This window comes from Sorangium sp. So ce1153, assembly GCF_051521595.1.
Taxonomy (GTDB): Bacteria; Myxococcota_A; Polyangia; order Polyangiales; family Polyangiaceae; genus Sorangium.
The window spans coordinates 9,169,278-9,196,031 of the sequence record NZ_CP150361.1; the positions used below are offsets into that span (position 1 = coordinate 9,169,278).

The following is a 26,754-nucleotide window of genomic DNA, read 5'->3' on the forward strand; positions in this document are numbered from 1 at the left end:
ATGGAGAACCGATCAACGAAGATGGCACTCGCCGCGACAGCGCTCGGCGTGTTCTTCGCGGCGTGTGGTGGTTCGAGCGGCTCTGGCGGCGATGGAGCCGGCGGGGGTGGAGCCGGCTCGGGCGCGGGGTCGGGCGCTGGAACGGGCGCGGGGTCGGGCGCGGGCACCGGCGCGCCGACGGGGTCGGTGACGGGCTCGGGTTCGAGCTCCAGCGGCGATGACATCGGGGGCATCAACGCCGCGTCCAGCAGCGGCTCGGGCGAGGGCGCCGGGGGCGGCGCTTCCTGCGCCGGCGAGACGAGCACCGCGGAGCTCGTGCCGCTCGATCTCTACATCATGCTCGACGCGTCGGGGTCGATGGAGGAGGAGATCTCGAGGAACGTGAGCAAGTGGGACGCCGTGACCGAGGCGCTCGAGGCGTTCTTCACCGACCCGCAGTCGGCGGGGCTCGGCGTCGGGCTCCAGTACTTCCCGCTGCGCGACCCCGACGTGCCCGAGACGTGTACGGCGAGCTCTCAGTGCGGCCCCGGCGGGCCGTGCGCCCTCCGGATCTGCCGCAGCGCGGTGCCGATCACGATCTGCGAGACGAACGCCGACTGCGGGGCGCGCGACACCTGCATCGACCTCGGCGAGTGCTCCGGGAGCGGCGACCTGTGCGCGCCCGCGGGCGCGAGCTGCGGCCGCGGCGGGGGGTCGTGCGTGCGGCTGACCGAGAGCGAGTGCGCGCACCCGGACTCGTGCAACGCGGAGGTCTACGCGCAGCCCGACGTGCCGATCGCGGCGCTCGACACCGCCTCGGCCCAGGCGCTCGTCGCCTCGATCGCCGGGAAGGAGCCGCTCGGCGCGACGCCGACCGCCGGCGCCCTCTCCGGCGCGCTCGCGCAGGCCCGCGCCCACGCCGAGGCGAACCCCACCCACCGCGTCGTCACCGTGCTCGCCACCGACGGCATGCCCACCGAGTGCGATCCCCAGAGCGCCGGCGGCATCGCGGAGATCGCCAGCGCGGCGGTGAGCGGCACGCCGAGCATCTCCACCTTCGTGATCGGCGTCTTCGACGGCAACGACGACGGCGCGCAGGAGACGATGGACCTCATCGCCGAGGGCGGCGGGACGACATCGGCGTTCTTCATCGACACGAGCACCGACGTGACGCAGGCCTTCCTCGACGCGCTCACCGAGATCCGCGGCAAGAGCCTCGCGTGCGAGTACCAGGTCCCGGCGCCGTCCTCCGGGCAGACGCTCGACTACGGGACGCTCAACGTCGAGCACACGCCGCCCGGCGGCAACGGCTCGTCGACCATCTTCTACGTGGGCGACGAGGCGAGCTGTGACGCGACGGCGGGCGGCTGGTACTACGACGTCGACCCCGCGACCGGCGGCGCGCCGACGAAGATCGTGATGTGCCCCGCGACCTGCACCCAGTTCCGCGAGGGCGGGCAGGTCGAGCTCCGCGTCGGTTGCAAGACCGAGATCCCCCCGATCAACTGAGCCCCTCCCCCATGCCCGCCCACCGCAGGCGAGGTCCAGCCGCGCGGCGCGGCCGCGCCGCGCTCGCCCCCCTCGTGGTCACCGAGTCGGGGATCGCCACCCGGGTGGGCGAGCGGCGGGCCGAGGTCGTCGTGCGGGCCCTCGAGCAGATCGAGCGCGCGCGGGGCGAGGGCGTCGACGTGCGCGGCTACTACCACTGGAGCCTTTACGACAACTTCGAGTGGGCCGAGGGGTTCGCGCCGCGGTTCGGGCTCTACACCGTCGATTACGGCTCCTACGAGCGCACGGCGACGAAGGGGGCCGAGGTCCTCGGCGAGATCGCCCGCGGGCGCGCGCTCACGGGCGCGCTGCGGGCGGCGTACGGCGGCGAGGGGCCGATGACGGCGGAGCCGGAGGCGGAGGGGCTCGAGCGCTGCGGCGGGAACTAGCTAGCGCGGCGGGTCGCCCGAGCGCGCCTCCCCGCTGTCGTCGACCCGCTTCAGGATCGCCAGGGCGCTCGCGACCTTGTTGAAGCCCGCGTAGATGGACAGGAAGAGGAGCAGCTCCTCGAGCTCGTCCAGCGTCGCGCCCTGCTTGAGCGCCATGCGCACGTGAACGTCGAGCGGGCTCGTCGCGCCCACGTTGCACGTGACCACATCGATCGCCACGGCGATCAGCGCCTTGGTCTTCTGCGGGATGATCGGCAGACCCCACACCTCGCCGGCCGTTCGCACGCAAAGATCACCCCACCTCGGGCTCACCGACTTCAGTGACGCCTGCAGCTCCTCGTCCCCGAGCACCGCGTTCTCCTCGAACCGAACCTTGCTCGTCATCGCCATTCTCCCGCGCTGCCGCCCAGGCGCCCGGTCAACATGAGGTCGACCACGTCATCCTCGAGCTGATTGACCGCCCCGATGCCCTCGATCAGCTCGGCCACCATCGCGCCGCGCTGCCCGGACGTCGTCATCCGGCCTCCGTGCACGAAGGTATGCGCCGTGCGCTCCAGGAACGGGCGCATCCTGCTCACGTGGCGCCCGAGCTCTGCCGCGATGCGCGCGAACGCGTCGGACGCGAAGAACGCTTCCATGTCGAGCCGCGTGCCGAACGCCACCTCGAAGGCCGCCTGGTATTGCTCGTCCGGCGCCTCCCGGTGCACGACCCCGGGCGCGTCAGGGCGCGAGCTGTCGACCTCCTCGAACAGGTGCAGCCGGAGCTTCAGCACCCGCTCGCTCCCGGCCATCGCCGGCGCGAGGCGCTCCGTCAGAAACGCGCGGAACGCCGGCACGTCGATCCGCGGGGCCTTCCGGAGCATCACGTGGAGCTTCACCACCCCGACCGCTCCGTTCGGGGCCCCGTCCTCGATGCAATCGACGAAGGTGCGGCTGTTGCCTGCGCTCGTGGTGTATCCGATCGCCTTCCTGAACAGGTTGTGCTCGTCGTCCATCAGGATCGCAGCGGCCTTGAACCACGTCGCCCGGTCCTCCTCGGTCGCGAAGCTCAGCTCGGCGATGCCGTCGAACCGCGCCTCTTCAGGGCAATCCACATCCACCCCCGGGATGTCCGGCAAGAGACCGCCCTCGCCCCGATCCAGGTGAAACTGCCAGTATTGCTCCTGGCCCGGAAGCCTGGCGCAAACGGGGCCGTGCACGTTCTTCCAGTAATCGTCGAACAGGGCGAGGGAGATCCCGCGCCGCCTCCACAGGAGCACGTAGAAGGCCAATTTGCCGTTCCGATCCCGGATCGAATGATCGATAGCTCCCATTCTCCCACCCGTCGTCCTTTCGCGTCTCATATCGCCCTCGCCGCGCGGCGCGCGTCCTCCGCCTCGATCTCCCCGAGGAAGACGTCCATGAACCGATCCACCACCTCGGGGTGCCTCCCGGTCACCAGGTCGCCGTCGATCACGATATCGGCCGTCGCGTCCCCCTCGTAGACGACCTCGCCCCCCGCGTTCAGCACATCCCAGAGGATGTTGTGGGCGCAGGTCACCCGGCGCCCGCGGAGGAGATCCGGATCGGCGCAATAGAGCCAGAGGCTATGGCATATCGCCCCGAGCTTCAGCCCCTCGGTGGCCGCGGCCCGCCGGAGGAGCTCCACCGCGGGCGCCTGGCACTTCCGGCCCTTGCGCGCCACGGGGTCGTAACGGAGCCGATCCATCGCGTAGGCGCCGATCGCGATGATGCCCTTGTACGCCGCGAGATCCATCGTGGAGACCTCCGTCGTGACCACCACGTGCTCCTCTACCTCGCCGTTGTCCGGGTTGGACCCGAAGCGCAGCGACGCGTTCCCCCAGAGGTGCGAGGCGTAGTCGACCTCGTAGCCCCTCGCGGGGAGCTGCTCGTTGAACCTGCGAAACTCGGTCGCATCGAAGTGCTCCTCGATGAGCACGCCGATCTTCCCCTTGATGTTCCTCGACATGACGTGTCCTTTCGTGTTCCGTCGTCCGGATCAGGTGGTGGTGATGAGACCGAGCAGCCGCTCCGGCGCGAAGACGTCGCGGTAGAACGTGAGCTGCTCGGTCTTGAGGTGACAAGCGCCCCGGTGGCCACGCCGGACCCAGGTGACGTTGCCCTTGGCGATCGTCTCGTGGGTCGCGTCGTCGACGCACTTCCACTCGAAGTACACGACCTCGCCATGAAACATGACGATCGGCCAGCACATGGTGACGCCGGGCTGCGCGATGAGCGCCCACCAGTGCCGCTCGCGCTCCCGCTGCTCGGCGAGCCCGCGGTAGGGGCCGTCCTGGCAAAGGTACACGAGGTCCTCCCGGTACTCCGCCGTCAGGATATCGCCCCGCCCCTGCCGCAGCGCCTCGCAATGGGTGGGCCACCACGCCCTGTTCTCCTCCTCGACGCGCGAGGGTGGATACTCGGCGCCGAGCGAGGGCAGCGCTGGCTCCTTCATCGCCGCGAACCGCTCCGCCTCCTGGAGGAGCCGCGCCCTCAGATCGTCAGGGACGAGTCCAGGCCTCGAGTAATCCGCGGTGAGGTCTCGATAGTAGTTGATTCGCGTTCTCTGGTTCATCGTGTCTCTCCTTCCCTGTGCGCCTCGCTGCGGAGGCGCACGGCGAGCATGGCGATATCGTCGGACTGGGGCGCGCTGCCCGCGAAGCGCTGGACGTCCTCCAGCACCTCTTGCACGACGTCGCGCAGCGGATTGCCGCTCGTCCGGTCGAGCGTGCCCCGCAGGCGCTCCTCGGTATAGAGGCCGCGCTCCGCGTTCATGGCCTCGGTGACCCCGTCGGTGTAGAGGAAGATCCCGTCCCCGGGCCGCAGGGTGATCTTCGACGACTGGAACCGGAAGCCGCGCTCGATGCCGAGCGCGATGCCCGTCCGCTTCACGACCAGGGTCGCCGGCGCCTCCCGCGGCAGGAGCCAGGGCACGTTGTGCCCTCCGTCGCAGTACTCGAGCTCTCGCGCGCGCACGTCAAGGATGCCGCAGAAGGCCGTGACGAACATCAGCGCGTCATTGCTCTCGGCGAGCCTGTCATTCACAACGGCGAGCGCCTCGCAGAGCCCCGCGCTCGACGGCACGTGGCTCGACATCAGCGTCTTGATCACCGCCATGAGGAGCGCCGCCGGGACCCCTTTCTCCGAGACGTCGCCGATCATGAAGAAGAAGCGGTGCTCATCGATCCAGAAGAAGTCATAGAGGTCCCCGCCGACCCCGCGCGCCGGCGCGACCATCCCGAAGACCTCGAGCTCGTCGTGCTCCGGGCAGCACGGCAGGATCTTGGGCAGGAGCCCGACCTGGACGTCATGCGCGTCGCAGAGCTCGTTATCCAGCCGCATCTTGAGCGCGGCCAGCGCGTTACGGGTCGCCGTGAGCTCGTCCAGCTTGGCCGAGAGATCGTGGAGGACCGCAGCCAGCGCGGCGGTCTGTTCGCCAGGGCGCGCCGCGGGCGGCCGGGGCGAGCGGCGGGTCTCCGCGTCCACCTCGGGGTGCGAGCGCGCCACCACCTCGGGGGCCGGGAGGGCCTCGGACCTCGGGTTCACGAGACGTTCTGTGGGTGTCATGTTCATGATGGGTCACCGTGGTGCTGTCTGTCCTCTTCCAACTGCATGACGAGGGTCGTGCGGTTCCTCGATCCGATGTGCTCGTGACGAAATGAGCTCACGCTCTGGAACACCAGGAACAGGCCGAGCCCCCCCGCTCTCCGCACCTCGGGCGGCTCCGCCAGCTCCTGTTCGGTCGGCATGGGTTGCGCTGCCGGGTCATAGCGGGCCCCGGTGTCCTCGATCTCGAGGGTGAGCGACGCCGCGTCGAGCCGCGCGCTCACCACCACCGTGCCGTCTCGCCCCGCCTCCGCGTACCCGTGCGTGATGATATTGGTCGCCACCTCGTCGACGGCGAGGCACAACCTGTACGTCCCGCGCTCGTCGAGCCCCGCGCGCATCGCCGCGCCGCGCGCAAACGCGCGGATGTGGCTGAGCGAGTCGAGGACGCCCGGGAAGCTCATGGTCGTCGTCATCCCTTTCACGCCTGCGGGATGTCGCGCCCGGGCAGCGCATCGACGAACGTGACGCTGCGGTGAAGGCCGGTCAGCCGGATCGTCTCGAGCACGCTCTCCTGCGCGCCCACCATCACGATCTCGGCGTCGCCCAGCTTCTGCTTGGCGAAGACGAGCACGCGCAGCCCCGCGCTCGCCATGTACCGCAGCCCGTCCATCCGCAGCACGAGCCGCCCAGGCGCGTGGCGCGCCGCCAGATCCACGAACTCCCTGAATGTCTGGGCCGACGCTGCGTCCAGGTCGCCGGTGAGCGTGAGCTCAGCCGTGGGATGGTTCACCTCGAGAATGACGTCGAATTTCATTGGCCAGATCTCCTCTTCGTTATTCCGCTGTTCCTCGTCCGGTAGCGTTCACCTCGCCACCAGGATCACCACCGACCGCGGGCCCACCAGCATCTCGCGCTGGTCCGGCAGCGGCGGCTCCTCACCCGGCGCCCAGCAGTCGCGCGGCGCCTCCGCGCCGGTGTTGGCGAATACGCGCCAGCTCCCCCCGGCCGGCGGCGCCGGGAGCGCCACCGTGAGCGGCTCCCACCAGGCGTTCATCGCCACGTAGATGGACTCGTCAGGCTCGCGCCCACCGCCGGCGTAGCGCCCGTCGAGCATGAACGCGAGCAGCCGTGAATCGGCGGACCAGTCCGCGTCCCAGGCCCTCACGCCATGCCACGAGATGTCCGACGAGCCGAGCCCGAGGGGGTCGCCGTTCGCGAGGTGCCGCGAGGACCGGAGCGCCGGGTGCTGCCTGCGGAACCCGATGCAGCGCTTCACGAACCGGAGCAGCTCGCCCCGGCTCTCGAGGAGCCGCCAGTCGAACCACGAGAGCTCGTCGTCGCGGCAATAGTAGTTGTTGTTCCCCTGCTGGCTGCGGCCCACCTCGTCGCCGGCGAGGATCATGGGCACCCCCTGGCTCACCATGAGGATCGCGAACGCGTTCTTCATGCGCCGGAGCCGGAGGGCCTGGATACCCGGATCGGTCGTCTCGCCCTCGGCCCCCGAGTTCCAGCTCAGGTTGTCGTCGCTGCCGTCGCGGTTGCCCTCGCCGTTCGGCTCGTTGTGCTTGTGGTCGTACGAGACCAGGTCATGCAGCGTGAACCCGTCGTGGCACGTGACGAAGTTGATCGACGCGGTGGGCCCGCGGCCGTTCCAGCCGTAGAGATGCGGTGAGCCCTGGATGCACTGCGCGAGCTCGCCGACCATCCCCGCGTCGCTCCGCAGGAACCTCCGGACCGCGTCGCGGTACTTCCCGTTCCACTCCGCCCAGCGACCATAGGCGGGGAAGCTGCCCACCTGGTAGAGCCCGCCGGCGTCCCATGCTTCGGCGATGAGCTTGCACTTGCCGAGGATCGGGTCGAACGCGAGCGCCTCGATGAGCGGCGGGCTCGCGAGCGGGCGCCCGCAAGGATCGCGGCCGAGGATCGACGCGAGGTCGAACCGGAAGCCGTCGACGTGGTACTCCGCGGCCCAGTACCGCAGGCAGTCGAGCACCAGGCTGCGGACCACCGGATCATTGCAGTTGAGGGTGTTCCCGACGCCGCTGAAGTTGTAATAGTACCCCTCGGGGGTGAGCATGTAATACGTGCGGTTGTCGAGTCCGCGGAACGAGATCGTGCGGCCGTGCTCGTTGCCCTCCGCGGTATGGTTGAAGACCACATCGAGGATGACCTCGATGCCGCTCCGGTGAAGCTCCTTGACGAGCGCCTTGAGCTCGTCGACCTGCATTCCGAGGCGGCCGGTCGCCGCATAGCCGGCCTTCGGCGCGAAGAAGCCCACCGTGTTGTACCCCCAGTAATTGACGAGCGGCTCGCCCGTCTCCGGGTGCGTCCTGCCGCCGTCGAGCTCGTCGAACTCGAAGATGGGCATCAGCTCGATGCAATTGACGCCGAGCTCCTTCAGGTACGGGATCTTCTCCACCAGCCCCGCGAAGGTCCCCGGACGCGTGACCCCGGCGGACGGGTGGCGCGTCATGCTGCGGACGTGCGCCTCGTAGATCACGAGGTCCTGGATGGGGATCTGGAGCGGGCGGTCGTCCTCCCAGTCGAAATCGTCCGGCACCAGGCAGGCGCGGTAGGGGTAGCACCGGCCCCAGTCGGCCGGCTCGCCCCACACGTCGCGGCCCGAGATGGCCTTCGCGTAGGGGTCGAGCAGCACGACGCTCGGGTCGAAGCGGTGACCCGCCGCCGGGTCCATCGGGCCGTGGACGCGATACCCGTACTCGATCCGCTCGACGTCGAGATCGAACACCGTCATCGCGAAGACGTCGCCGGTGCGGAACTCGTCCGGGAACGGGATCTCCGCGAGCGGCTCGGCCGCCCCTTTCTCGAACAGGACCAGAGACGCCGCGGTGGCCTGGCGCGAGAAGACCGAGAAGTTCACCCCGCCGGGCACGATCGTCGCGCCGAAGGGGAGCGGCCTCCCCGCCCGGATCCGGAACCCGCCGTGCGTGCGCTGCGGGTAGATATCGATACGCTGCCGGCTCATGACGTCATGCTCCTCGCCGAGGCGGGCCCCGACGCCGGTGGACGGTCCACCAGCGACACCGCGTCTTCGACCGTCTCTGCCAACCTGAAGAACCTCAGGAACCCCGTTGAGCTCATCACCTCCTTGACGTCGCGGCTCGCGCCCGCGAGCGCGAGCCGCGCGCTCCGGGCGCGCGCCTCGCGGTACAGCAGCAGCAGCGCCCGGAGGCCGGCGCTCGACACGAACGTCGTCCGGCCGAGGTCGAGCACGACCCTCGTGTCCTCCCGGAGGAAGGGCGCGACGGCCCGCTCCAGCCGGGAAGACGTGCTTCCGTCGATCTCGCCGGCGACGACGGCCACCTTCACGCCGCTCCGGTCCTCGATTGTGATATCCATGGTGTTCCTTCCCGTTCAGCGAGAGGTAGGTTCCAGGCGCACTTCGTACTTGATCCGCGTCGTCGAGTCGGGCAGGCGGACGACGAGCGCCTCCGCGTCGTAGTCGGTGTATCTCTGCCCGTCCGCGCTCACCGACGCGATGCGCACCCTGCCCGGCGGGAGGATGTCCGGCGCCACGCGGAGCAGGCCGTCCGGGAACCCGCCGGGGAGCGGCTTGAAATAGAAGCTCATCGGTTGCCGCGTGATGAGCAGGTTGGTGTAGACCGCGGACAGATAGCAAAGCTCGAACGAGTGATATCCGCTCATCGAGTGGCTCCCCTTGAGCCGCTCGTTGCCGAGGAGGTACGGCACGCCGCTCGAGAGCACGTTGAAGTAGACCCCACCGTCGTCGTGATCGAGGAAGAAGGCGTTGTAGAAATCCGACGCCTCACGGGCGTGGCGCAGCGCCATCTCGTCGCCGAGCGAGCCGTGGAGGATGAGGTAGGCCAGGATGGCCTGTTCCTGCTGCCACCACGCCTTGCGGTCGTGCCAGGTGAACCGGTGCGTCCGCTTGCCCGGCCGGAGCCTGCGCTCCACGACGTCATACCAGCCGCCGCGCTGCTGGTCGGATCCCACGGCCGGCATCGTCTCGGCGATGGTGCGCGCGAGCTGGACATACCTGTCGTTCGGCCGGACGTGATGAATGCGCATCAGGTTCCAGGCGATCTTCAGGTTGTGGCCGACCACGGCGCGATCGAGCTGCCACCCCCAGTCGCGATCGGGGCTCCAGTCTTCGTGGAACCGCTCCTGCACGAACGGGCTCTCCCGCGGCTCCGGGAAATGCCGCTCGATGGTGTCGGCGGTCTCGGCGAGGAAGTCGGCGTGCCGCTCGTCGCCCGTCGCGAGCCACAGGTTGATGAGGTAGGCCGGGGCGTGGTCGCCGACCGAGTTCCAGTTCTTGCGCGCGCTGTTCCGGCCGAGCGTCGGGCTCCGCCCGTCGAGGGTGATGGGATCGAGGTGCGAGAAGTACCCGCCCTGCCCCGACGGATCGCGGAAGAACCGCTGAAAGAGGTCGATCGTGCGATCCGCGTCGTCCCGGATCGCCGGGTCCCCCGTGATGCGGTACGTCTGGACCGGCCCGGCGAGCGCGTAGATCTGCTCGTACGCGGGGATGGCGTCGTAGTCGTCGCCGAACTCGGAGGCGAAGATCTTGTCCTCCAGGACGCCGATGTTGCCCTTGACGTTGGAGGCGCGGACCTTCCGCTCGCCGTCCGGTCTCACGTCGATGCCGTGATACCAGTAGACGATACCCTCGTCCGCGTCCTTGAAACGCATGTGCTCGCGGAGGTATTCCGTCCCCTGCTCGGCGGCCTCGAGGTAACGGTCATCCCCGGTGAGGAGGAAGGCCGAGGCGAAGCCGTAGACCAGGCGCGAGATCGTATCCGTCTCTTGCCGGACGGTGCCGCGGCTCAGCTTGCGGCCGTCGAGGCTGATCGACGTCCGGTATCGGGCGTAATCGACCGGCTCGCCCTCGAACTGCGCGCGCAGGTAGAAGTCGCCGAGCTGCTTGACCTGCTCGATCCACCACATCGGCTCCTCGGGCCGGTGCTCCCCGGGCTCCTCGCCCACGAAGGTGAGGTGCTGGATCTCCAGCTCGAGGCCGCCTGCCTCGGGATAGAAGGTGCCGTACGCATAGAGGTAGCGCCCGGGCTCGAGCATCTGTCGCATCCTGTCGGTGGCGTCGCGGTAAGGCTCGCCCAGGTTGCGAATGACCTTTGCGTACGCCGCCGGCGCGAGGTAGGCCGAGAACGTTCGCCCGTCCGAGGTCCTCAGCGTGAAGGATCCGGAGTCCGGATCAGACTCGACCACGTAGCCTGCGATCATGTCTGAAAACGAAAAATCGATGTTGTCCATGAGGGATCTCATCCTCCGATTGAAACGGTTCGAGAGACCCATGTGCAGCGAGCATGCCAGGGCCGCAGTCTTCGTGCTCACGAGGGCGAAGGCGGCACGATCCGGGATTCACCGCCCAGGAAACAGGCCATGAACGCGAGCGGCGGCCGGAGCGCCGCCCGCGCTGCGACTGTCAACGTGTCGCGCGAGACGGGCAATGCCGCACGAAACGGAGACTCTACCCGATCCTGGGCGATAGACGGGGAGTCCTCATGTCGAGGTCGCCTCGGTTCCGCTCGGCCACGGCAGCATGCAATCCGTCCTCGCGAGAATCGACGCGATGTCGATCACCGCTCTACGACCCCAGCCCTGCTGGAGCGGCGGCCACGGCAGATGTTGCCGGCCGGTTTCGCTGACGCGTGGCAGACTCGGCCATCTCGGCAGAGTCGCGAGGTCCGCACGCCGAGGACATCGGAGGAGCGCGTGCAGGCGTGCCACGTTCAGGGGAATAAAATGCGGCTCCCGCGTGCGTTCTTGTCGATGCGTTCGCGGCCCTTCGCGTGGCCGCCCTGGCGGCGGGCCCCCGCCGGACGGTCTTGCACATGACGACGTGCCATGATGGATGTAGTGCAGTGAGCCCGACGACCGCGAAAGCCTCGAGCACGATGACCCTCGATCTGTCGCGCCGCCTCGGAGGAGACGACGACGATCCAGGCTACCTGATGGTCATCGACAGCACGTCCTCGCGCCGGATCAATTTGCCGCGCGACGGCAGCCTGGTCGTGGGCCGCTCGCCCGAAGCGGACGTTCGCGTCGACGCGCGCGGCGCTTCCCGGCTGCATGCGCGGGTGGTCGTCTCGAACGGCGAGGTCCAGATCGCCGATCTGAACAGCCACAATGGAACGCTGGTCAACGGCGACCGCCTCAAGGGCTCGCGCGCGCTGCGCTCCGGCGACGTCGTCGTCGTGGGCGACACCATCGTCACGCTCTGGCGCGAGCCGTGCGCCATCGGCCTCTCCTCCGTCGACCTGGGCCAGCTTCGCCAGCGGCTCGTCGAGGAGCTCCAGCGCGCCGGCGACTACGCGCGTCCCCTCGCCGTCCTGGTCGTCCCCCTGGGCAGCATCCCTGGTCGCGTGCTGGTCGAGGCGCGGGCCGCGGCGGCGCTACGGCTCATCGACATCTTCGCGTGGAACGGCGACGCGGAGCTCGTCGCCGTCCTCCCCGAGCTCGGCGGCGAAGCGGCGCGCGCAGCGGCGCTCGAGCTCCTCGAGGCGCTCGAGCCGGTGACGAGCGAGGCGCGCGGAGGGCTCGCCGCCTACCCGGCGGACGGGTGCGACGCCGACACGCTCCTCTCCGGGGCGCGCGCCGCCGCCGCGACCGCCGGCGCCGGCGCGGTCGCCCTCGCGGCCGAGACCTGCCTGGAGCACAGCGTCGGGAGCTCCCGCATCGTCGTCGCCGATCCCGCGATGATCCGCATGTTCGAGCTGATCCGCCGCCTCGCCGGCAGCGATCTGAGCGTGCTCGTCCTCGGCGAGACGGGCGCCGGCAAGGAGAACGCCGCGGCCGCGCTCCACCACTGGTCCGCGCGCGCGCAGAGGCCGTTCATCACGCTGAACTGCGCGGCCATCCCCGAGTCGCTCGTCGAGAGCGAGCTGTTCGGCTACGAGAAGGGTGCCTTTTCGGACGCGAAGGCGCCCAAGCCCGGCCTGCTCGAGCGGGCCGACGGCGGCACGCTGTTCCTCGACGAGGTGGGCGAGCTCCCGCTCGCGGTGCAGGCCAAGCTGCTGCGCGTCCTCGAGGCACGGCGGCTCACGCGCCTCGGCGATGTGCGGGAGCGCGACGTCAACATCCGCGTCGTGGCCGCGACCAACCGCGATCTCGAGGCGGAGAGCGCCGCGGGGCGCTTCCGCCAGGACCTGCTCTTCCGCCTGAGCGCCGGCGTCGTCCGGCTGCCGCCGCTCCGGCATCGCCCGCGCGAGATCCCCATCCTGGCGCGCCTGTTCCTCGCTCAGGCGTGCGCGCGAGCGGAGCGGCCCGCGCTGCAGCTCTCCGACGCCGCGCTGCGCGCGCTGCTCGCGTATCCGTTCCCGGGCAACGTGCGCGAGCTCAAGAACGCCATGGAGTACGCGAGCGTCACCGCGGAGGCCGACGCGATCGAGCCGAGGGATCTGCCCGAGCGCGTGACCGAGCGGACGTCGGCCCCGCCGCCCGTCCCCGGGAGCGCCGCGCCGCCGATCTCCGGGAGCGCCGCGCTCCCGCGGTTCCGGCCGCTCGCCGAGGAGGTCAAGGACCTGGAGCGCCAGCGGATCCAGGAGGCGCTCGACGCGACGGGCGGCGTGCAGACGCGCGCCGCGGACCTCATCGGCATGCCGATCCGGACCTTCTCCTCGAAGCTCAAGCAGCACGGCATCGCGTCGCACAAGCCGAAGAGCCAGCCGTGAATCGGCGGTCGCTCCCCCGCGGGTCTCGCATGCAGGTGGCAGCCTTCGCCGCCCCGGCAACGATTGCCGGCCATCATGGCCGTCATGCGGCAGAGATTGCCGTCGCACGCTGATGCCCGTGGCCCGAAGGCGCAGAGCCGACCGGGGCGGCCGCCGACGCGGCTCAGGGCGAGTCGGTTCCTGCTGTTCCGTCCGGACTCTTACCCTCGCGATCGCTGACACCCAGGACGGCTGCGGCGAGCCCAGGCGCGACCGTCACAGTTCATCAGGTCGATTCGCTATGTCCGGGATTTCCTTGAGCAGCGTCGCGAGCTGCCCGCGCCACCACGTCACCTGCCCGTCCGTCAACCCGGCGCTCTTGAGGCCCTCGCGGACCTTCTTCGCGTAGCTGGCTCGCGGCTCGGCTGTGTATCTCCGGGGGAGCTTCTCGACGCGGTCGAGGTACCTGCTCACGGAGGTGATCAACGTTTTTCCGCACGAACCGTCCGTCACATCCCTGAAGACGTCGGCCTCGATAGCGGCGGCGTGGTCGCGCTCCGTCACGGAGCAATGGATGATCTGTCGGGTGCATTCGAACCAGGTGTTCTCGAAGGCATCGACGTCGTGGAGGGTGACAGAGGCGGCGTGCGCGCTGTGGCCCGGGTGGCGCGGCGCGCCGAAGGGGGGCTCCAGCGGCTGCCGGCGCCCGCGAAGCTCAACGGCGGCGGCGTCCTCGAGCTCGGCGCGCCCGCCAGACAGGGCAGACGGGGACGCCTCGGACGGCCCAGAGGGGGCGAGCTGCGGTCCCAGCTGTGTCGAGGCGCTCGCGGATTCTGATCTAGGCATGTCGTATCTCCTCGCTGGCGCGTGATGGCCAGGAAAGCCGCGCCAGCGTCGTGAGCCACTGCAACCTGCGTACCAGGCAATCTTCCCGGAAACCTCGAGGAGAGATGGACGTCGATCCGCTGACGTCTTCCAGGGCGGCGGATCGACGCTGAGCGCGGTCGGGATGGTAGCGCGACAGGCGATGGCGACAGGGCGCTGTGCCCTGAGCAAGGCACGAACATCAACTTCATCGACCGTTGCAGAGACGAGCTGACCTCGGATCCCGACTTTCCATGACGATGGTTTCGCGAATGGCTTGCGGCCAGGATGTGGTCTGGTGTATGCATCTTGTCGCGTACAGCCTTCAGCCTGGCGCTCCCCTGGGCGAGCAGCACGGCCGTTGAGCGAGGGGGGAGCGAGGGCAAGATGCGAAGCGGGAGCATGGCTCCGAACGGAATGGCCGCGGGCCGACCACCGGGCGGCGCTGCGGTTCGTCACGCGATGGTGGCGGTGCTCGCGGCGGTGCTGAGCGCCATCACGGGAGCATGCCTGGAGGGCGGGCTCGAGTGCGGCACGAGCTTCTGCCCGTCAGGTTATGGCTGCGAAAAGCTCGAGGGTGTCTGGAGCTGCGTTGAACCCGGCCGATGCGGCGACGGGGTGGTGTCGGCGGGAGAGGCCTGCGACCCGGAAGCGCTTACCTCCTGCGTGGAGCTGGGCCATGATTTTGGTCGCCCCGGCTGCACGAACACCTGCGACAGCCTCTCTACCGTATCGTGCGGAGATTGGAACTGGCGTCTTCAGCAGACGAGCACAACCAAGCACCTCAACGCCCTGTGGGGAAGTGGGCCTCAGGACGTATTTTCCGTCGGCGAGCGCGGCACCGTCCTGCGCTACGATGGTCAGCGCTGGGAGACGATGGTATCGCCCACTTCGGATTCGCTGGTCGACGTATGGGGAAGCGGACCGGAAGACGTGTTTGCCATCGGCGAGACAGGCACCATCGCGCACTACGACGGCGCCAGCTGGCGCGTCATCGAGCAGCCCGCGTTCGACTCCGAGGTGTGCCCGGTTTATCCGAAATGCATAAGAGCCGCGTGGGGCAGCGGACCGCGCAACATCTTTGCCATCCTCATCGGAGGCGGCATCGAAGGCGGCGACAGAGTCGCACGCTACGACGGCCAGGACTGGCAAATCATGGGCACGCCGAGCTCGTACGCGTTATTGAACGATGTATGGGGCACCCGGCCGGACAACGTCATCGTCGTCGGATCCGACAACACGATCCTGCGGTACGACGACGACGGCGACGACTGGAAGCTCACGTACCCGCCCGCGCCGGAAGCTCCCTTGATAAGCGTATGGGGTAGCGGGCGGGACGATATCTTCGCTGTCGGTCAGACGGGCACGATCCTGCGCTACAACGGAGACGGCCTCGACTGGCAGATCGAGGCCCCGTCCCGGTCGGGATTTCCTGAAGGTCTCCTGCTGGAGAAGGCATGGGGTAGCGGCCTGGACGATGTCTTCGGTGTTGGCGGTGCAGGCGAGATCGTCCACTACGATGGCCAGCGCTGGAAGAGGCTGATCTCGGGAACATCGAAGGGCCTGAAGCACCTGTGGGGCAGCGGGCCGGACGATGTCTTCGCCGTCGGCGAGGACGGCACGATCCTGCACTACAGCGGCCAGGCCTGGGAGGAGTTTCCCCATCGCACGACGACACCGATGATCAACGTATGGGGCAGCGGCCCGGACGATGTCTTTGCAGTCGGCCAGAAGGGCACGATCCTGCATTACAATGGCGAGGGCTGGCAGCCCGCCAACCTGGAGGCCTCGATCCTGGAGGCGCTATCAGGTGGCGCGTTGCTAGGTGTATGGGGTAGCGGGCCGAACAAGGTCCTCGCTGTCGGTTCGCATGGTACGATCCTGCGCTACGACGGCCAGGGCTGGAAGCTCCTCCCGATAGAGACAGACCCACCGGTGGATGAAACGCTGAGGAGCGTGTGGGGTAGCGGGCCGGACAACATCTTCGTCGTCGGATACGAGGGCACGATCCTGCACTACGACGACCTGGGCCAGCGGCCCGCGGTGTGGCACACGCAGGCAGCGCTGAGAAGCGTGTGGGGTAGCGGGAAGAGCGATGTCTTTGCTGTCGGCGAGAATGGCACGATCCTGCGCTACGACGGCCGGGATTGGCTGCCCGTCATGACGGAACCGCCGGCACAGGGGATGCTCAGGAGCGTGTGGGGCAGCGGGCCGAACGATGTCTATGTCGTCGGCGATAACGGCACGATCCTGCACTTCGACGGCCTCGCCTGGGAGAAGCTCAAGGGTCTGCCCACGCAGCAAGAGTTGTTCGATGTGTGGGGTAGCGGGCCGAACGACGTCTTTGCTGTCGGCGCGAACGGCACATTCTTGTACTACGACGGCATCTCCTGGCTGGAGCTCAATTTGCGAACCAACGATCAACTCAATGCCTTGTGGGGCAAGGGCAATTCCTCCTTCGTCGTCGGCCAGGTCACCTTCCTGTCCGACGACAGCATGGATGGCGTCATGTACCGTCATACCCGAACGGCGCCGCACCGGTGATCGCGCGCGCTCCGTTCAGGGAGCGGGCCGGGGGGCTGCGCGCCGTGCTCGGCGAGACGCGCTGACCGCGAAGGCGCACCCCGAGCCTGACGGGTCCGTCGCTCACCCCGGCTCGCTCCCCCCGCCGACCGCTCGTCACTTCAACTTCTTCGGGAACTTCCCGCTCGTGCGCTCGATCAACTGCTCCAGCTCGCGCTTGCTCTGCAGCGCGGCGTCCCGCGCCTTCTGCGCCTCGACCGCCGCCGCGCGGGCCTTCTCCGCCTCGTCCTCGGCGCGCTCCCGGGCCTGCTCCGCGGCCTGCCGCAGCTGCTCGGCCAGGCTCCGCTGCGCATCGCTGTCCTGCCGCGCGCTCTCCGCCACGCTCCTCGCCTGCTCGGCCAGGCTCCGCTGCGCATCGCTGTCCCGCCGCGCGGTCTCCGCCGCGCTCCTCGCCGCCTCCTCGCTCGCGAGCGCGCCCCTCAGCGTGCCCTCCGCCCGCTGGATCTTGTCGAGCTGCGCCTCGATCACCCGGTTCTGCCGGGTCACCTTCACGTAGCCCGTCCCCGCCGCGACCACGACCAGCGACAGGGCCGCGATGACCCCGGTGACGAGCCGGCGCCGCCGGCGCTGCGTGTGGTCGGCCAGCCGGAGCACCGCCTCCAGGAAGAGCCGCTCCCGCTCCGGCAGCTCCCCCCGGGTGCGCCCGCGAAAGCGGCGCGCCTCCTCGGCGACCTTGCCGCGCCAGAGCGTGTCCGCGGCCCGGCCGCTCGCGTCCCAGAGCCTCGCCGCCGCGCGCAGCCGGTCCAGGAACACCGCGTCTTCCTGGCTCTCGTCGAGCCAGCGCGCGAGCGTCGGCCACCGCTCGATCAGCGACTCGTGCACGAGCTCCACCGTGCCGCCCGCGCTGTCGCTCCCCTTCTCGATCGCCAGGAGCCGCCCGTCGGCCAGCAGGCCCACCACCCGCTCGATCTCGCCCGGGTCCCCGGGCAGCTCGCAGAGCTCGCCCAGGCTGGCCACCGCCCGCGTCCGCTCCGGCGTCACCAGCCGCTCCAGCACCGCCCGCGAGAGCCTCGCCTGCCGCTCGCTCATCCCGGCCAGCACCGTGTCGGCGTGGCTCGCCAGCGCGCCCGCCACGCCGCCGATCGCCTCGTAGCTCGCCCGCGTGAGCATCCGGCGCCCCCGGTCGCGCATCTCCCACAGCCTCGCCGCGGTGAACTGGAGCAGCGGCAGCGCCCCGCGCGTTGTCGAGAGGGCGTCGAGGATGCCCTCGACCATCGCCGGGTCCTCGATCTCGTGGCGCGCCGCCTCCACCGGCTTCACCAGCGCCTCGCGCAGCCCCTCGCGCCCCATCGGCCGGAGGAACACGAGGCCCCGGGTCACCGCCGCCATGAAGTGCTCGTGCTCGGCCAGCCGCTCGAGGAAATCCGATCGGATCGACAGGATGACCCGGAGCGGCGAGGAGGCGTCGTCGGCGATCCCCTCGAGGCACGCGAGGAACGCCGCGCGCTCGCCGGCCGGGGCGCCGAGCGTGATGAGCTCCTCGAACTGATCGATGAACAAGAGGAGCCGCTTCTGCGCGCGGCCCGCCCACCCGCGCAGCGCGGCGCCAAGCAAACCGGGCTCGGCGCGCAGCCGCTCGATCAGGGCCGCCCGCGCTACGACGCCGCCCTCCAGGGCGAGCGCCTGCAGCTCGCCGCTCAGCGGCACGGCAGGGCTCCTGAAGAGCTCCGCGAGCGCCGCCAGCGGCTCGCGCCCGGGCCGGAGGACGAGCGCCTCCCAGCCCTCGCCGGAGCGCTTGAGCGCCGGGATCACCCCGGCCCGCACGAGCGACGATTTCCCCACGCCCGACGCGCCCGCGATCGCGAGCAGCGGCTGGTTCCGGAGGCGCGCGACGACGCCCGCGAGGTCCTGCGCGCGGCCGAAGAAGCGGTCGGCGTCGGCCTCCTGAAAGGACGAGAGGCCCGCGAACGGGCTCTCGTCGGCGCCCAGGTGAAGCTCCCGGCGCCCGGGCAGGAGGGGCAAGAGCTCGGCCAGGAGCTCCGCGGCGGAGCCGTACCGCTCCGCTTTGTTCTTCCGCAGGCAGCGATCGATGATCGCGCCGAGCGCGCCGGCCTCCGGGTGGCTCGCGCCGACCTCGGGCATCGGCTCGTCGAGGACCGGCACGCGGAGCAGGTCCATCCTGCTGCAGGGCGCGAGCGGGTGCGCGCCGAGCACGAGCTCGTGCAGCATGATGCCCACCGCCCAGACATCGCTGGACGGGCCGATCTCCGTTCCTCGCCACTGCTCGGGAGACATGTACGGGAGCGTGCCGACGATCCCTCCGTCGCGGGTCAGGCGCGTTTCCCCGGCGCCAGCGCCCTCGGCCATGAGGCTCGCCTCGTCGTCACGCAGCTTGGCAATGCCGAAATCGACGACCTTGATCGCGCCCGACGCGTCCAGCATGACGTTCTCCGGCTTGAGATCGCGATGGACGATGCCGGACGCGTGCGCGCTCGCGAGCGCGCGCACGACGGGGACCATCATCTCGACGGCCAGGCCAGGCGGGACCGGCGCTGTCGACACCTCATCGGCGGCGCCGGCGGGCCTGCGCTGCTCCATCCAGTCCCGGAAGCTCTGCCCCTCGATGTACTCGAGCACCATGTACGGGAATCTGTCGTGCTCGTTCACCTCATGGATCGTCACGATATGCTCGTGCTTGCAGCGCGCGGTGGCCTGCGCTTCAACCACGAAGCGCTGGACGCCGAGGCTGCTCAGCCGGGTGAGGAGCTTGATCGCGACGAGGCGAGCGAGCCGTGTATCGCGCGCCAGGAAGACCACGCCCATGCCGCCCTGGCCGAGCTCGCGCAGGAGCTCGTAGTGGCCGACGCGGGCGCCGACCGACGGCGGCGGCCTGGCCTGCGCCAGGAGCGCCGGCGGCGCGACGGCTACCGCGGTTGTCGTTCGGCCCCTCTCGTAGCGAGCGCCTGCAGCCGCGCCGCCGTCCCTGACGATCGCCCCGTCGGGCAGCGCAACCTCGGGGGGCGCTGCGCCGGCGCCCGTCGTGTTCGCAGCGACGGTGTCCCCGTACGCGTCGCTGTTCATCGACGGACCCCTCCTGCGGTCGCGCTCGACCGCGCAGACCGTCGACGAAGCTGCTCCTCAGGGACCAGCATGCGGGAATCCCCCCTTCCTTCCGTGCCAGACAGACGAAATCGGCACCGCGCTGGGCGCCATGGGCGGCAGCCAGCGCGCTGGTGAGAGCATAGCCGTTTCGGTGAGCGGCTGTACACTCCTCGCCACACGGCGTATCCATGAACGCTTCCCATGACGACGACCCCGGCACGACCCGCGCACGCCGTTCTCTCGACAGCGAAGCTCCTCCTGCCCATCGCGTTCCTGGCCCTGTGCGCCGCGCCCGCGCGAGCGCAGACGCCGCTGCCACCATGGCACCAGGGGGTCTCGGAGGAGCGAAAGCAGCGGGCAGATGTGCTCTTCGAGGAGGCGATAGAGCTGCACCGGCACATGATGCTCGCTGACGCGCGGGCCAAATATGACGAAGCGCTGGCGTTATGGGAGCAACCCCAGTTGCGGCTCTACCTGGGGCGGTTGCTCAAGACCATCGGGCGGCCGCTGCTCGCCTATGAGAGCCTGCGTAGATCCCTGCAATGGGGGCCTGGGTCGCTCGATCCCGACGAGGAGCAGGAGGCGCGCGCGACGCTGCGAGCGCTCGTGGAGCAGGACCTCGCCGCCGTCGCGATCCGCTGTGACGAGCCGGGCGCCGCCGTGCTGCTCGACGGCGTGCCCTGGTTTGTCGGCCCCGGCACCGCGCGCCGGATGGTCACGCCCGGTGAGCATGTCCTCGTGGCGAGGAAGCGGGGCTATTTCACGGTCGTCCAGCACGTCGCCGTGTTCGCCGGCAAAGAAGCTTCAGGTCAGCTCGCCCTGAGCGCCGATACCGTCGTCACCAGACAGCGGTGGCCCGCCTGGATCCCCTGGGTCACGGTCGGGGCCGGTGCTGTCCTGGTCGTCGTGGGTGGCGGGCTCATGCAGGATGCCGCCGCGCACCACCGAGAGGCAGATGCGGGCTTCCGGCGCGAATGCGGCCCGTCCTGCCCCGCGCACTACGACGACGCCGGCAGCGTCCTCGAGAACCGGCTGGCGATCGGCGCCCTCATCGCCGGCGGAGCGACGGCGATCACGGGGACGGCCCTGCTCTTCATGAACAGGCCAGAGACCTACCGCGCCGGAGACCGGGGCGGCGTGAAGCTCGAGGTCCGGCCCGCCGCGTCCCCCGATGCGGCGGGGCTGTCGGCTCGGCTCGTGTTCTGAGGTATCGCGAGCGCGGCGTCAGGTCACTCCCGCAGGCTGAGGAGTGAAGGCGGCCCCTTTGATGCGTGGATAAACTATTCTTCCAAGGAGGCATTTTTATGCGTCGACCGGCGCGTGCAGCGTGGCCGTACGATTGAACGGCCGCTACGAGGAGCTTGACTTGCGGATAGATTCTGGATTTCCTCGCCTATCGAGAGGATTGGTGGATGACATGCAGCACGCAGTGGGCGCGGCCCCGGACATCGGCCCCGCGACCCTGAAGCAGATCACCCGTGGCCTGATGCCGCTCTTCTGCCTGATGTACCTGATCGCGTACATCGACCGGCAGAACGTCTCCTACGCCAAGCTGGAGATGGTGGGCGCCCTGGGCCTCACCGAAGCCGCCTACGGCCTCGGCGCCTCGCTGTTCTTCCTCGGCTACTTCCTGTTCGAGGCGCCGGCCAATCTGATCCTCGTCCGCGTCGGCGCCCGGGTCTGGTTCAGCCGGATCATGGGCACCTGGGGCCTCGTCACCATCGCGCTGGGGTTCACCCAGAGCCCGGCCATGTTCTTCGTCCTGCGCTTCCTGCTGGGCGTGACGGAGGCCGGGTTCTTCCCGGGCGTGCTCTACGTCCTGACCCTCTGGTACCCGCAGGCGCACCGCGCCCGCATGATCGGCGCCTTCATGATGGCCAGCGCCGTGGCCAACGCGGTGGGCTCGGTCATCGGCGGCGCGCTGCTCGACCTCAACGGCCTCCTGGGGCTGGCTGGCTGGCAGTGGGTGTTCGTGGCCACCGGCGCTCCCGCCGTCCTGCTCGCGCCCTACGTCCTCTGGCGCCTGCCGAGCCACCCCGAGCAGGCCCGCTTCCTCACCCCCGACCAGAAGGCCTGGCTCGCCGGGACCCTCGCCGCGGAGCCCCGCCAGCAGGCGGACGGCTCCCCCTGGCGGGCGTTGCTGGACATACGCGTGCTGGCGCTCTCCGGCCTGTACATCGGCTTGCCGCTCGGCGCTTACGGCCTCAGCTACTGGCTGCCCACCGTCGTGAAGGGTTTCGGCGCCTCGAACATCCAGAACGGCTTCATCAACGTGATCCCCTGGGTCTTCGTCGCCTGGGCGCTCTGGTGGGTGCCGCGCCATGCCGCCCGCAAGGGCGTCAGCGCCTGGCACATCTCCGGCCCCATGCTGCTGGGCGCCCTCACGCTGGTGCTGAGCGTGGTCGTCCCGGGCGCAGCGCTCAAGTTCGCCCTGCTGTGCGTCGCCGCCGCCGCCATCTTCGCCGGCCAGCCGGTGTTCTGGAGCGTGCCCCAGAAGATCCTCACGGGCCCGCACGCCGCCGCCGGCATCGCCGCCATCAACTCGGTGGGCAACCTCGGCGGTTTCGTGGCCCAGAACGTGGTGCCGCGCATCTACGACGCGACCGGCAGCCAGCTCGCCCCCATGCTGTTCCTGGCCGGCTGCCTGCTCATCGCCGGCGTCAGCATCAAGGTGCTCGTCCCCCGGCTGGCAGGTTGGTAGGGGAGCGCCGGCGGATCAGGCCTGGTGGCCGCAGGCCGCCGCCAGCGCCCGCAACGTCGACCCGGCGCCCGCGACGTCGACCCTGCTGGATTCCGTACCTGCCGCCGCGGCCGCGCGACCGGACACGTGGGCTCGAACCCGGCGTCGACCGACCCCCCCTCGCATCCCCGATGATGGACCTCGACCGATGACCACCAAGAAGCCTCTGCGCAGCCAAGCCTGGTTCGCCCGCCAGGACAAGATGGGGTTCTACTACCGCTCCTGGCTCAAGAACCGAGGCTTCCCGCAGGACCAGTTCGACGGACGGCCGGTGATCGGGATCTGCAACACCTGGTCCGAGCTCACGCCCTGCAATTCGCATTTCAAGACGATCGCCGAGCACGCCCGCTGGGGAATCCTGGAGGCCGGCGGCTTCCCCCTCGAATTCCCGGTGATGTCGCTCGGCGAGACGATGCTCCGCCCGACCGCGATGCTGTTCCGGAACCTCGCTTCCATGGATGTCGAGGAGTCGATCCGCGCCAACCCGCTCGACGGCGTCGTGCTCCTGATGGGCTGCGACAAGACCACGCCGGCCCTCCTCATGGGCGCGGCGAGCGTCGATCTGCCGAGCATCGGCGTCTCCGGCGGCCCGATGCTGCGCGGCGTCTACAAGGGCCGGCCCATCGGCTCGGGCACCAACACCATCTCGATGAGCGAGCAGCTCCGCTCAGGCCGCATCACCCTGCAGGAATTCCACGAGGCCGAGGCCTCGATGCACCGCTCGCAGGGGCACTGCATGACCATGGGCACCGCCTCCACCATGGCCTGCATGGTCGAGGCGCTCGGGGTCGGGATGCCGGGCAACGCCGCGATCCCGGCGGTCGATGCCCGCCGCAACCTCCTCGCCCGCGAGGCCGGGCGGCGGATCGTCGAGCTGGTCCGGCAGGACGTCGCGCTCTCGCAGATCCTCACCCGCGAAGCCTTCGAGAACGCGATCCGCGTCAACGGCGGCATCGGCGGTTCGACGAACGCCGTGGTGCACCTCATCGCCATTGCCCGGCGGATCGGCGTCGAGCTCGACCTTGACGACTGGGACCGGCTCGGCCGGGAGGTGCCCTGCCTCGTCGACCTCATGCCCTCGGGCCGATTCCTCATGGAAGATTTCTTCGAGGCCGGGGGCCTGCCGGTCGTACTCCGCGAGCTTGCCGAGAACGGGCTCATCCACAAGGAGGCCATGACGGTCAACGGCCGCACGATCTGGGAGAACAACCGGAGCGCGGAGCGCTGGAACCGGGAAGTCATCCGCACCGTCGACGCGCCCTTCAAGCCGAGCGGCGGCATCGCGGTGCTGAAGGGCAACCTCGCGCCGGACGGCGCGGTCCTGAAGCCCTCCGCGGCCTCCCCGCACCTCATGAAGCATACCGGCCGCGCGGTGGTGTTCGAGACGATCGAGGACCTCCACGCCCGCATCAACGACGAGGCTCTCGACATCGACGAGACCTGCATCATGGTGCTCAAGAATTGCGGTCCGAAGGGCTATCCGGGCATGGCCGAGGTCGGGAACATGCCGCTGCCGCCGAAGCTCCTGCGCCGGGGCGTCACCGACATCGTCCGGATCTCCGACGCCCGCATGTCGGGCACCGCCTACGGCACCGTCGTGCTGCACATCGCGCCGGAGGCGGCGGCCGGTGGCCCCCTCGCCCTCGTCGCGACCGGCGACCTCATCACCCTCGACGTCGAGGCGCGCAGCCTGCACCTGCACGTCGACGACGTGGAGCTGGCCCGGCGTCGCGCCGCCTGGACGCCGCCCGCGCCGCACGCGGACCGTGGCTATCTCAAGCTCTACCTGGAGCACGTCCTCCAGGCGAACGACGGGGCCGACTTCGACTTCCTCGTCGGCAAGAGCGGCGCCCCCGTCGCCCGCGACAATCACTGAACCGGAGATCCACCGCATGCCTCGCGCCGCCTCTTCCCCCTTCGCGGGCGTGTTCCCCGTCGCGCCGACGCCCTTTCTGGAGAATGGCGATCTCGACCTGAACGGCCAGCGCCGGGTGCTCGACTGCATGGTCGACCAGGGCGTTGACGGCATCTGCATCCTGGCCAATTACTCCGAGCAGTTCCTGCTCACCGACGCGGAGCGGGAGACGCTCACGACGCTCTGCCTCGACCATGTCGCCGGGCGCGTGCCGGTGATCGTGACGGTCAGCCACTTCTCGACCCGCATCGCCGCCGAGCGCGCCCGCCGCGCCGCCGCCGCCGGCGCGAGCCTCCTCATGCTGATGCCGCCCTATCACGGCACCGGGCTCAAGGCCGACGAGACCGCCATGGTCGAGCACTTCGCTGCCGTCGCGGAGGCCGGGCGGATCCCGATCATGGTCCAGGACGCGCCCCTGAGCGGCGTCGCGCTGTCGGTGCCGTTCCTCGTGCGCCTCGCCCGCGAGGTCCCGGAAGTCCGCTACTTCAAGGTCGAGGTGCCCGGCACCGCCGCGAAGCTGCGCGCCCTGATAGAGGCCGGCGGCGACGCCATCGAAGGACCCTTCGACGGCGAGGAATCGATCACCCTCATGGCGGATCTCGACGCCGGGGCGACCGGCACCATGTCGAGCGCTCTCTTGCCGGATCTCATCAAGCCGGTGGTGGAGCATCACCGGGCCGGGCGGCGCAAGGAGGCGGCAGCGGAATACGCGCGCATTCTCCCCCTCATCAACTACGAGAACCGCCAGTGCGGCCTGCGCGCCGCCAAGGCGGCGATGGCCGAAGGCGGCGTGATCCGCAGCGATGCCGTCCGCCACCCCCTCGAGCCGCTCCATCCGGCGACCCGGGCGGGCCTCCTCGAGATCGCCAGGGAGCTGAGCCCGCTCGCGCTCCGCTGGGGCCGGTAAGCGCCGGAGCCCTCCTCCAGACGCGTGGGCTCTCCAGCGCGGATGGCGCGGCGATCCCGCGCGATCGCGCCGTCGCCGGGGCGGGCGTCGATGGCGGATTCTCGGAGGCGCCTCAGGCGTCGAGCGCCCGCCGCGCGGCGGGGACCTGGCCGCGCGTGCGGAGCCAGAAGTACGCCGCCGAGGCCACGAAGAGCGCCGCGCAGAGGAAGGCGGTCGCGTAGCTGAAGCCGAGGAAGAACTCGAGCCACGAGAGCTTCGCCTGGCCGAAGCTCTTGTAGAGCAGCAGCGCCACGCTGCCGAGGTAGCCGAACGCGTCGGCCGCGGTGATCAGGAAGCCGGCCGTGGCCACCGAGCCCACGGCGGCGATGAGCCGGTCGAAGAGCACGCAGTTGTACGGGACGTACCCCACGTAGAGCCCGAGGCCGACGCTGATCATCCAGGCGGCCGGGCCGATGACGCCCGCCTGGTAGAGCGCGGTGCTCACCCCGGCGAGCACCGCCCCGGCGAGCATGATGCCGTGGACCGCGAGGAGCGCCGCGCGGTTGTTCCGGATCCCCATCATCACCGCGACCGAGAGGAGCGCGCCGATGGCCACGGGGATCTCGGCCGTGGTGAGGATGGCGGGCTGGTCGGCGAACTCGAGGGCGTCCCAGATCTCGCGGGCGAAGTTGTCGCGGAAGTCGCGGTAGGCGGTGAGGACGATGTAGCCGAGGACCAGGGTGGCGAGCCCGCCCGCGTTCGCGAGGACGAACGCGCGCCGCGCGGCGCGGTCCATCGGCGCGCGCCGCGTCCGGAGCGCCTCGTCGGCCGCCGACGGGGGCGGGATCTGCGCCAGCATCCACACCGCGAGGAGCAGCGGCGGGAAGAAGAGCGCCCCGGTCACCGCGGGCATCCAGACCTCCGGCACGCCCCAGCCGAGCGTCAGCTTGCCGACCGTCTTCACGAAGCCGCTCGCGACGATGAAGCTGGCGCACAGGCCGGCGCCGAGCAGATCGCTCACGCGGCGCCCCTCGAGGAAGCCGAAGACGAGCCCCCAGACCATCCCGAGCGGCAGGCCGTTCAGCGCCAGGAAGAGCGCGGCGTAGGGCGCCGGCGTGAGCCCGAACAGCACGAGGGCGGCCTCGCTCACCCCGACGCACGCGAGGATGGCGAGCGCGCGCCGCTCGGGGCGCATCTCGGAGACGACCTTGATGCCGAGGAACTTCGAGGCGCAGTACCCGAGCACCTGGGCGATGATGTAGAGGCTCTTCAGGTCCAGCGCGGGGAGCAGCGGCAGCGCGACGGCGCCCTTGAAGGTGCCGACCGCGAACGGCTTGCGGAAGGCGTACATGCAGAAGTAGGTCGCGAACGCCGCGAGCACGGCGAACGCCGTGAACACCGGTGCGGGCGCCCTTTCGAGCCATCTCGTCACGCTTCTCTGGGCCGGCATGGGAGCTCCGAGGACGGCGCGAGGGTAGCCGCGGGTGCGCGGCGCGCGCATGACTTTTCGGTTTCGCCGGGGCGCGCGGCCGGTTCCCTTCCGCCCGCTTCCGTGCGAGACAATGGAGCCCGCGCCGTGGCCCGGCTTCAACGAGGCGCGCGGCGCG

21 protein-coding genes are annotated in these 26,754 nt (G+C 69.9%); 8 read left to right on the forward strand and 13 right to left on the reverse strand.

Annotated features, from left to right (window positions below; genetic code table 11):
• Positions 1–1,488, forward strand: coding sequence for a hypothetical protein (locus WME85_RS32925; protein WP_437827066.1), 1,488 nt, complete (start codon positions 1–3; stop codon positions 1,486–1,488).
• A gap of 11 nt (positions 1,489–1,499) precedes the next feature.
• Positions 1,500–1,916 carry a family 1 glycosylhydrolase gene (locus tag WME85_RS32930; protein ID WP_437827067.1) on the forward strand — a complete coding sequence of 139 codons (417 nt, stop codon included), beginning with the start codon at positions 1,500–1,502 and terminating at the stop codon, positions 1,914–1,916.
• On the opposite strand, the gene WME85_RS32935 is transcribed toward WME85_RS32930, so the two are convergent.
• From WME85_RS32935 to WME85_RS32980, 10 genes are read right to left on the reverse strand one after another with little or no spacing between them, the layout of a single operon-like run.
• Complete coding sequence (locus WME85_RS32935) at positions 1,917–2,300, reverse strand: carboxymuconolactone decarboxylase family protein (RefSeq protein ID WP_437827068.1); 384 nt, start codon at positions 2,298–2,300, stop codon at positions 1,917–1,919.
• Positions 2,297–3,229, reverse strand: a complete 933-nt coding sequence (locus WME85_RS32940; RefSeq protein ID WP_437827069.1) for an EthD domain-containing protein — start codon at positions 3,227–3,229, stop codon at positions 2,297–2,299. The genes WME85_RS32935 and WME85_RS32940 overlap by 4 nt, the downstream gene beginning before the upstream one ends.
• A gap of 26 nt (positions 3,230–3,255) precedes the next feature.
• Entirely contained in the window at positions 3,256–3,885 is a 630-nt protein-coding gene (locus WME85_RS32945; RefSeq protein ID WP_437827070.1) for a DJ-1/PfpI family protein, read from the reverse strand.
• Positions 3,886–3,915: 30 nt separating this feature from the next.
• Complete coding sequence (locus WME85_RS32950) at positions 3,916–4,491, reverse strand: hypothetical protein (RefSeq protein WP_437827071.1); 576 nt, start codon at positions 4,489–4,491, stop codon at positions 3,916–3,918.
• Positions 4,488–5,489 carry a PP2C family protein-serine/threonine phosphatase gene (locus WME85_RS32955; protein ID WP_437827072.1) on the reverse strand — a complete coding sequence of 334 codons (1,002 nt, stop codon included), beginning with the start codon at positions 5,487–5,489 and terminating at the stop codon, positions 4,488–4,490. The genes WME85_RS32950 and WME85_RS32955 overlap by 4 nt, the downstream gene beginning before the upstream one ends.
• The gene (locus WME85_RS32960) at positions 5,486–5,938 is read right to left on the reverse strand and encodes an ATP-binding protein (RefSeq protein WP_437827073.1); all 453 of its coding nucleotides are present in this window, start codon (positions 5,936–5,938) and stop codon (positions 5,486–5,488) included. Before WME85_RS32960 ends, WME85_RS32955 begins: the two co-directional genes overlap by 4 nt.
• A gap of 5 nt (positions 5,939–5,943) precedes the next feature.
• Positions 5,944–6,279 carry an anti-sigma factor antagonist gene (locus WME85_RS32965; RefSeq protein WP_437827074.1) on the reverse strand — a complete coding sequence of 112 codons (336 nt, stop codon included), beginning with the start codon at positions 6,277–6,279 and terminating at the stop codon, positions 5,944–5,946.
• Positions 6,280–6,327: 48 nt separating this feature from the next.
• A complete protein-coding gene (gene glgX, locus WME85_RS32970) occupies positions 6,328–8,451 on the reverse strand; it encodes a glycogen debranching protein GlgX (protein ID WP_437827075.1) in 2,124 nt (707 codons plus the stop codon).
• Positions 8,448–8,825, reverse strand: a complete 378-nt coding sequence (locus WME85_RS32975; RefSeq protein ID WP_437827076.1) for an STAS domain-containing protein — start codon at positions 8,823–8,825, stop codon at positions 8,448–8,450. The genes glgX and WME85_RS32975 overlap by 4 nt, the downstream gene beginning before the upstream one ends.
• 15 nt (positions 8,826–8,840) lie before the next feature.
• Positions 8,841–10,718 (reverse strand): AGE family epimerase/isomerase, encoded by a 1,878-nt coding sequence (locus WME85_RS32980; protein ID WP_437827077.1) that lies wholly within the window; start codon positions 10,716–10,718, stop codon positions 8,841–8,843.
• 644 nt (positions 10,719–11,362) lie between these two features.
• Between WME85_RS32980 and WME85_RS32985 the strand changes: the two genes are divergently transcribed.
• Positions 11,363–13,138 (forward strand): sigma 54-interacting transcriptional regulator, encoded by a 1,776-nt coding sequence (locus WME85_RS32985; RefSeq protein ID WP_437827078.1) that lies wholly within the window; start codon positions 11,363–11,365, stop codon positions 13,136–13,138.
• 255 nt (positions 13,139–13,393) lie between these two features.
• Here WME85_RS32985 and WME85_RS32990 read toward each other — a convergent pair whose 3' ends face one another.
• Positions 13,394–13,681 (reverse strand): hypothetical protein, encoded by a 288-nt coding sequence (locus WME85_RS32990; protein ID WP_437827079.1) that lies wholly within the window; start codon positions 13,679–13,681, stop codon positions 13,394–13,396.
• Positions 13,682–14,383: 702 nt separating this feature from the next.
• Here WME85_RS32990 and WME85_RS32995 point away from each other — a divergent pair.
• Positions 14,384–16,525: a glucosyltransferase-I gene (locus WME85_RS32995; RefSeq protein WP_437827080.1), complete on the forward strand. Its 2,142-nt coding sequence runs from the start codon at positions 14,384–14,386 to the stop codon at positions 16,523–16,525.
• A 135-nt stretch (positions 16,526–16,660) separates the two neighbouring features.
• Here WME85_RS32995 and WME85_RS33000 read toward each other — a convergent pair whose 3' ends face one another.
• Positions 16,661–19,585, reverse strand: coding sequence for an nSTAND1 domain-containing NTPase (locus tag WME85_RS33000; RefSeq protein ID WP_437827081.1), 2,925 nt, complete (start codon positions 19,583–19,585; stop codon positions 16,661–16,663).
• 222 nt (positions 19,586–19,807) lie between these two features.
• On the opposite strand from WME85_RS33000, the gene WME85_RS33005 reads away from it, so the two are divergent.
• The 4 genes from WME85_RS33005 to WME85_RS33020 all read left to right on the forward strand — a co-directional run bounded on the left by WME85_RS33005 (position 19,808) and on the right by WME85_RS33020 (position 25,168).
• Entirely contained in the window at positions 19,808–20,812 is a 1,005-nt protein-coding gene (locus WME85_RS33005) for a hypothetical protein (protein WP_437827082.1), read from the forward strand.
• A gap of 211 nt (positions 20,813–21,023) precedes the next feature.
• Complete coding sequence (locus WME85_RS33010) at positions 21,024–22,307, forward strand: MFS transporter (RefSeq protein WP_437842414.1); 1,284 nt, start codon at positions 21,024–21,026, stop codon at positions 22,305–22,307.
• Between the two features lie 187 nt (positions 22,308–22,494).
• Positions 22,495–24,222, forward strand: coding sequence for an IlvD/Edd family dehydratase (locus WME85_RS33015; RefSeq protein WP_437827083.1), 1,728 nt, complete (start codon positions 22,495–22,497; stop codon positions 24,220–24,222).
• 16 nt (positions 24,223–24,238) lie between these two features.
• A complete protein-coding gene (locus tag WME85_RS33020; protein ID WP_437827084.1) occupies positions 24,239–25,168 on the forward strand; it encodes a dihydrodipicolinate synthase family protein in 930 nt (309 codons plus the stop codon).
• A 112-nt stretch (positions 25,169–25,280) separates the two neighbouring features.
• Here the strand turns inward: WME85_RS33020 and WME85_RS33025 are convergent, their stop codons facing one another.
• Positions 25,281–26,597 (reverse strand): DUF5690 family protein, encoded by a 1,317-nt coding sequence (locus WME85_RS33025; RefSeq protein ID WP_437827085.1) that lies wholly within the window; start codon positions 26,595–26,597, stop codon positions 25,281–25,283.
• Positions 26,598–26,754: the final 157 nt, after the last annotated feature.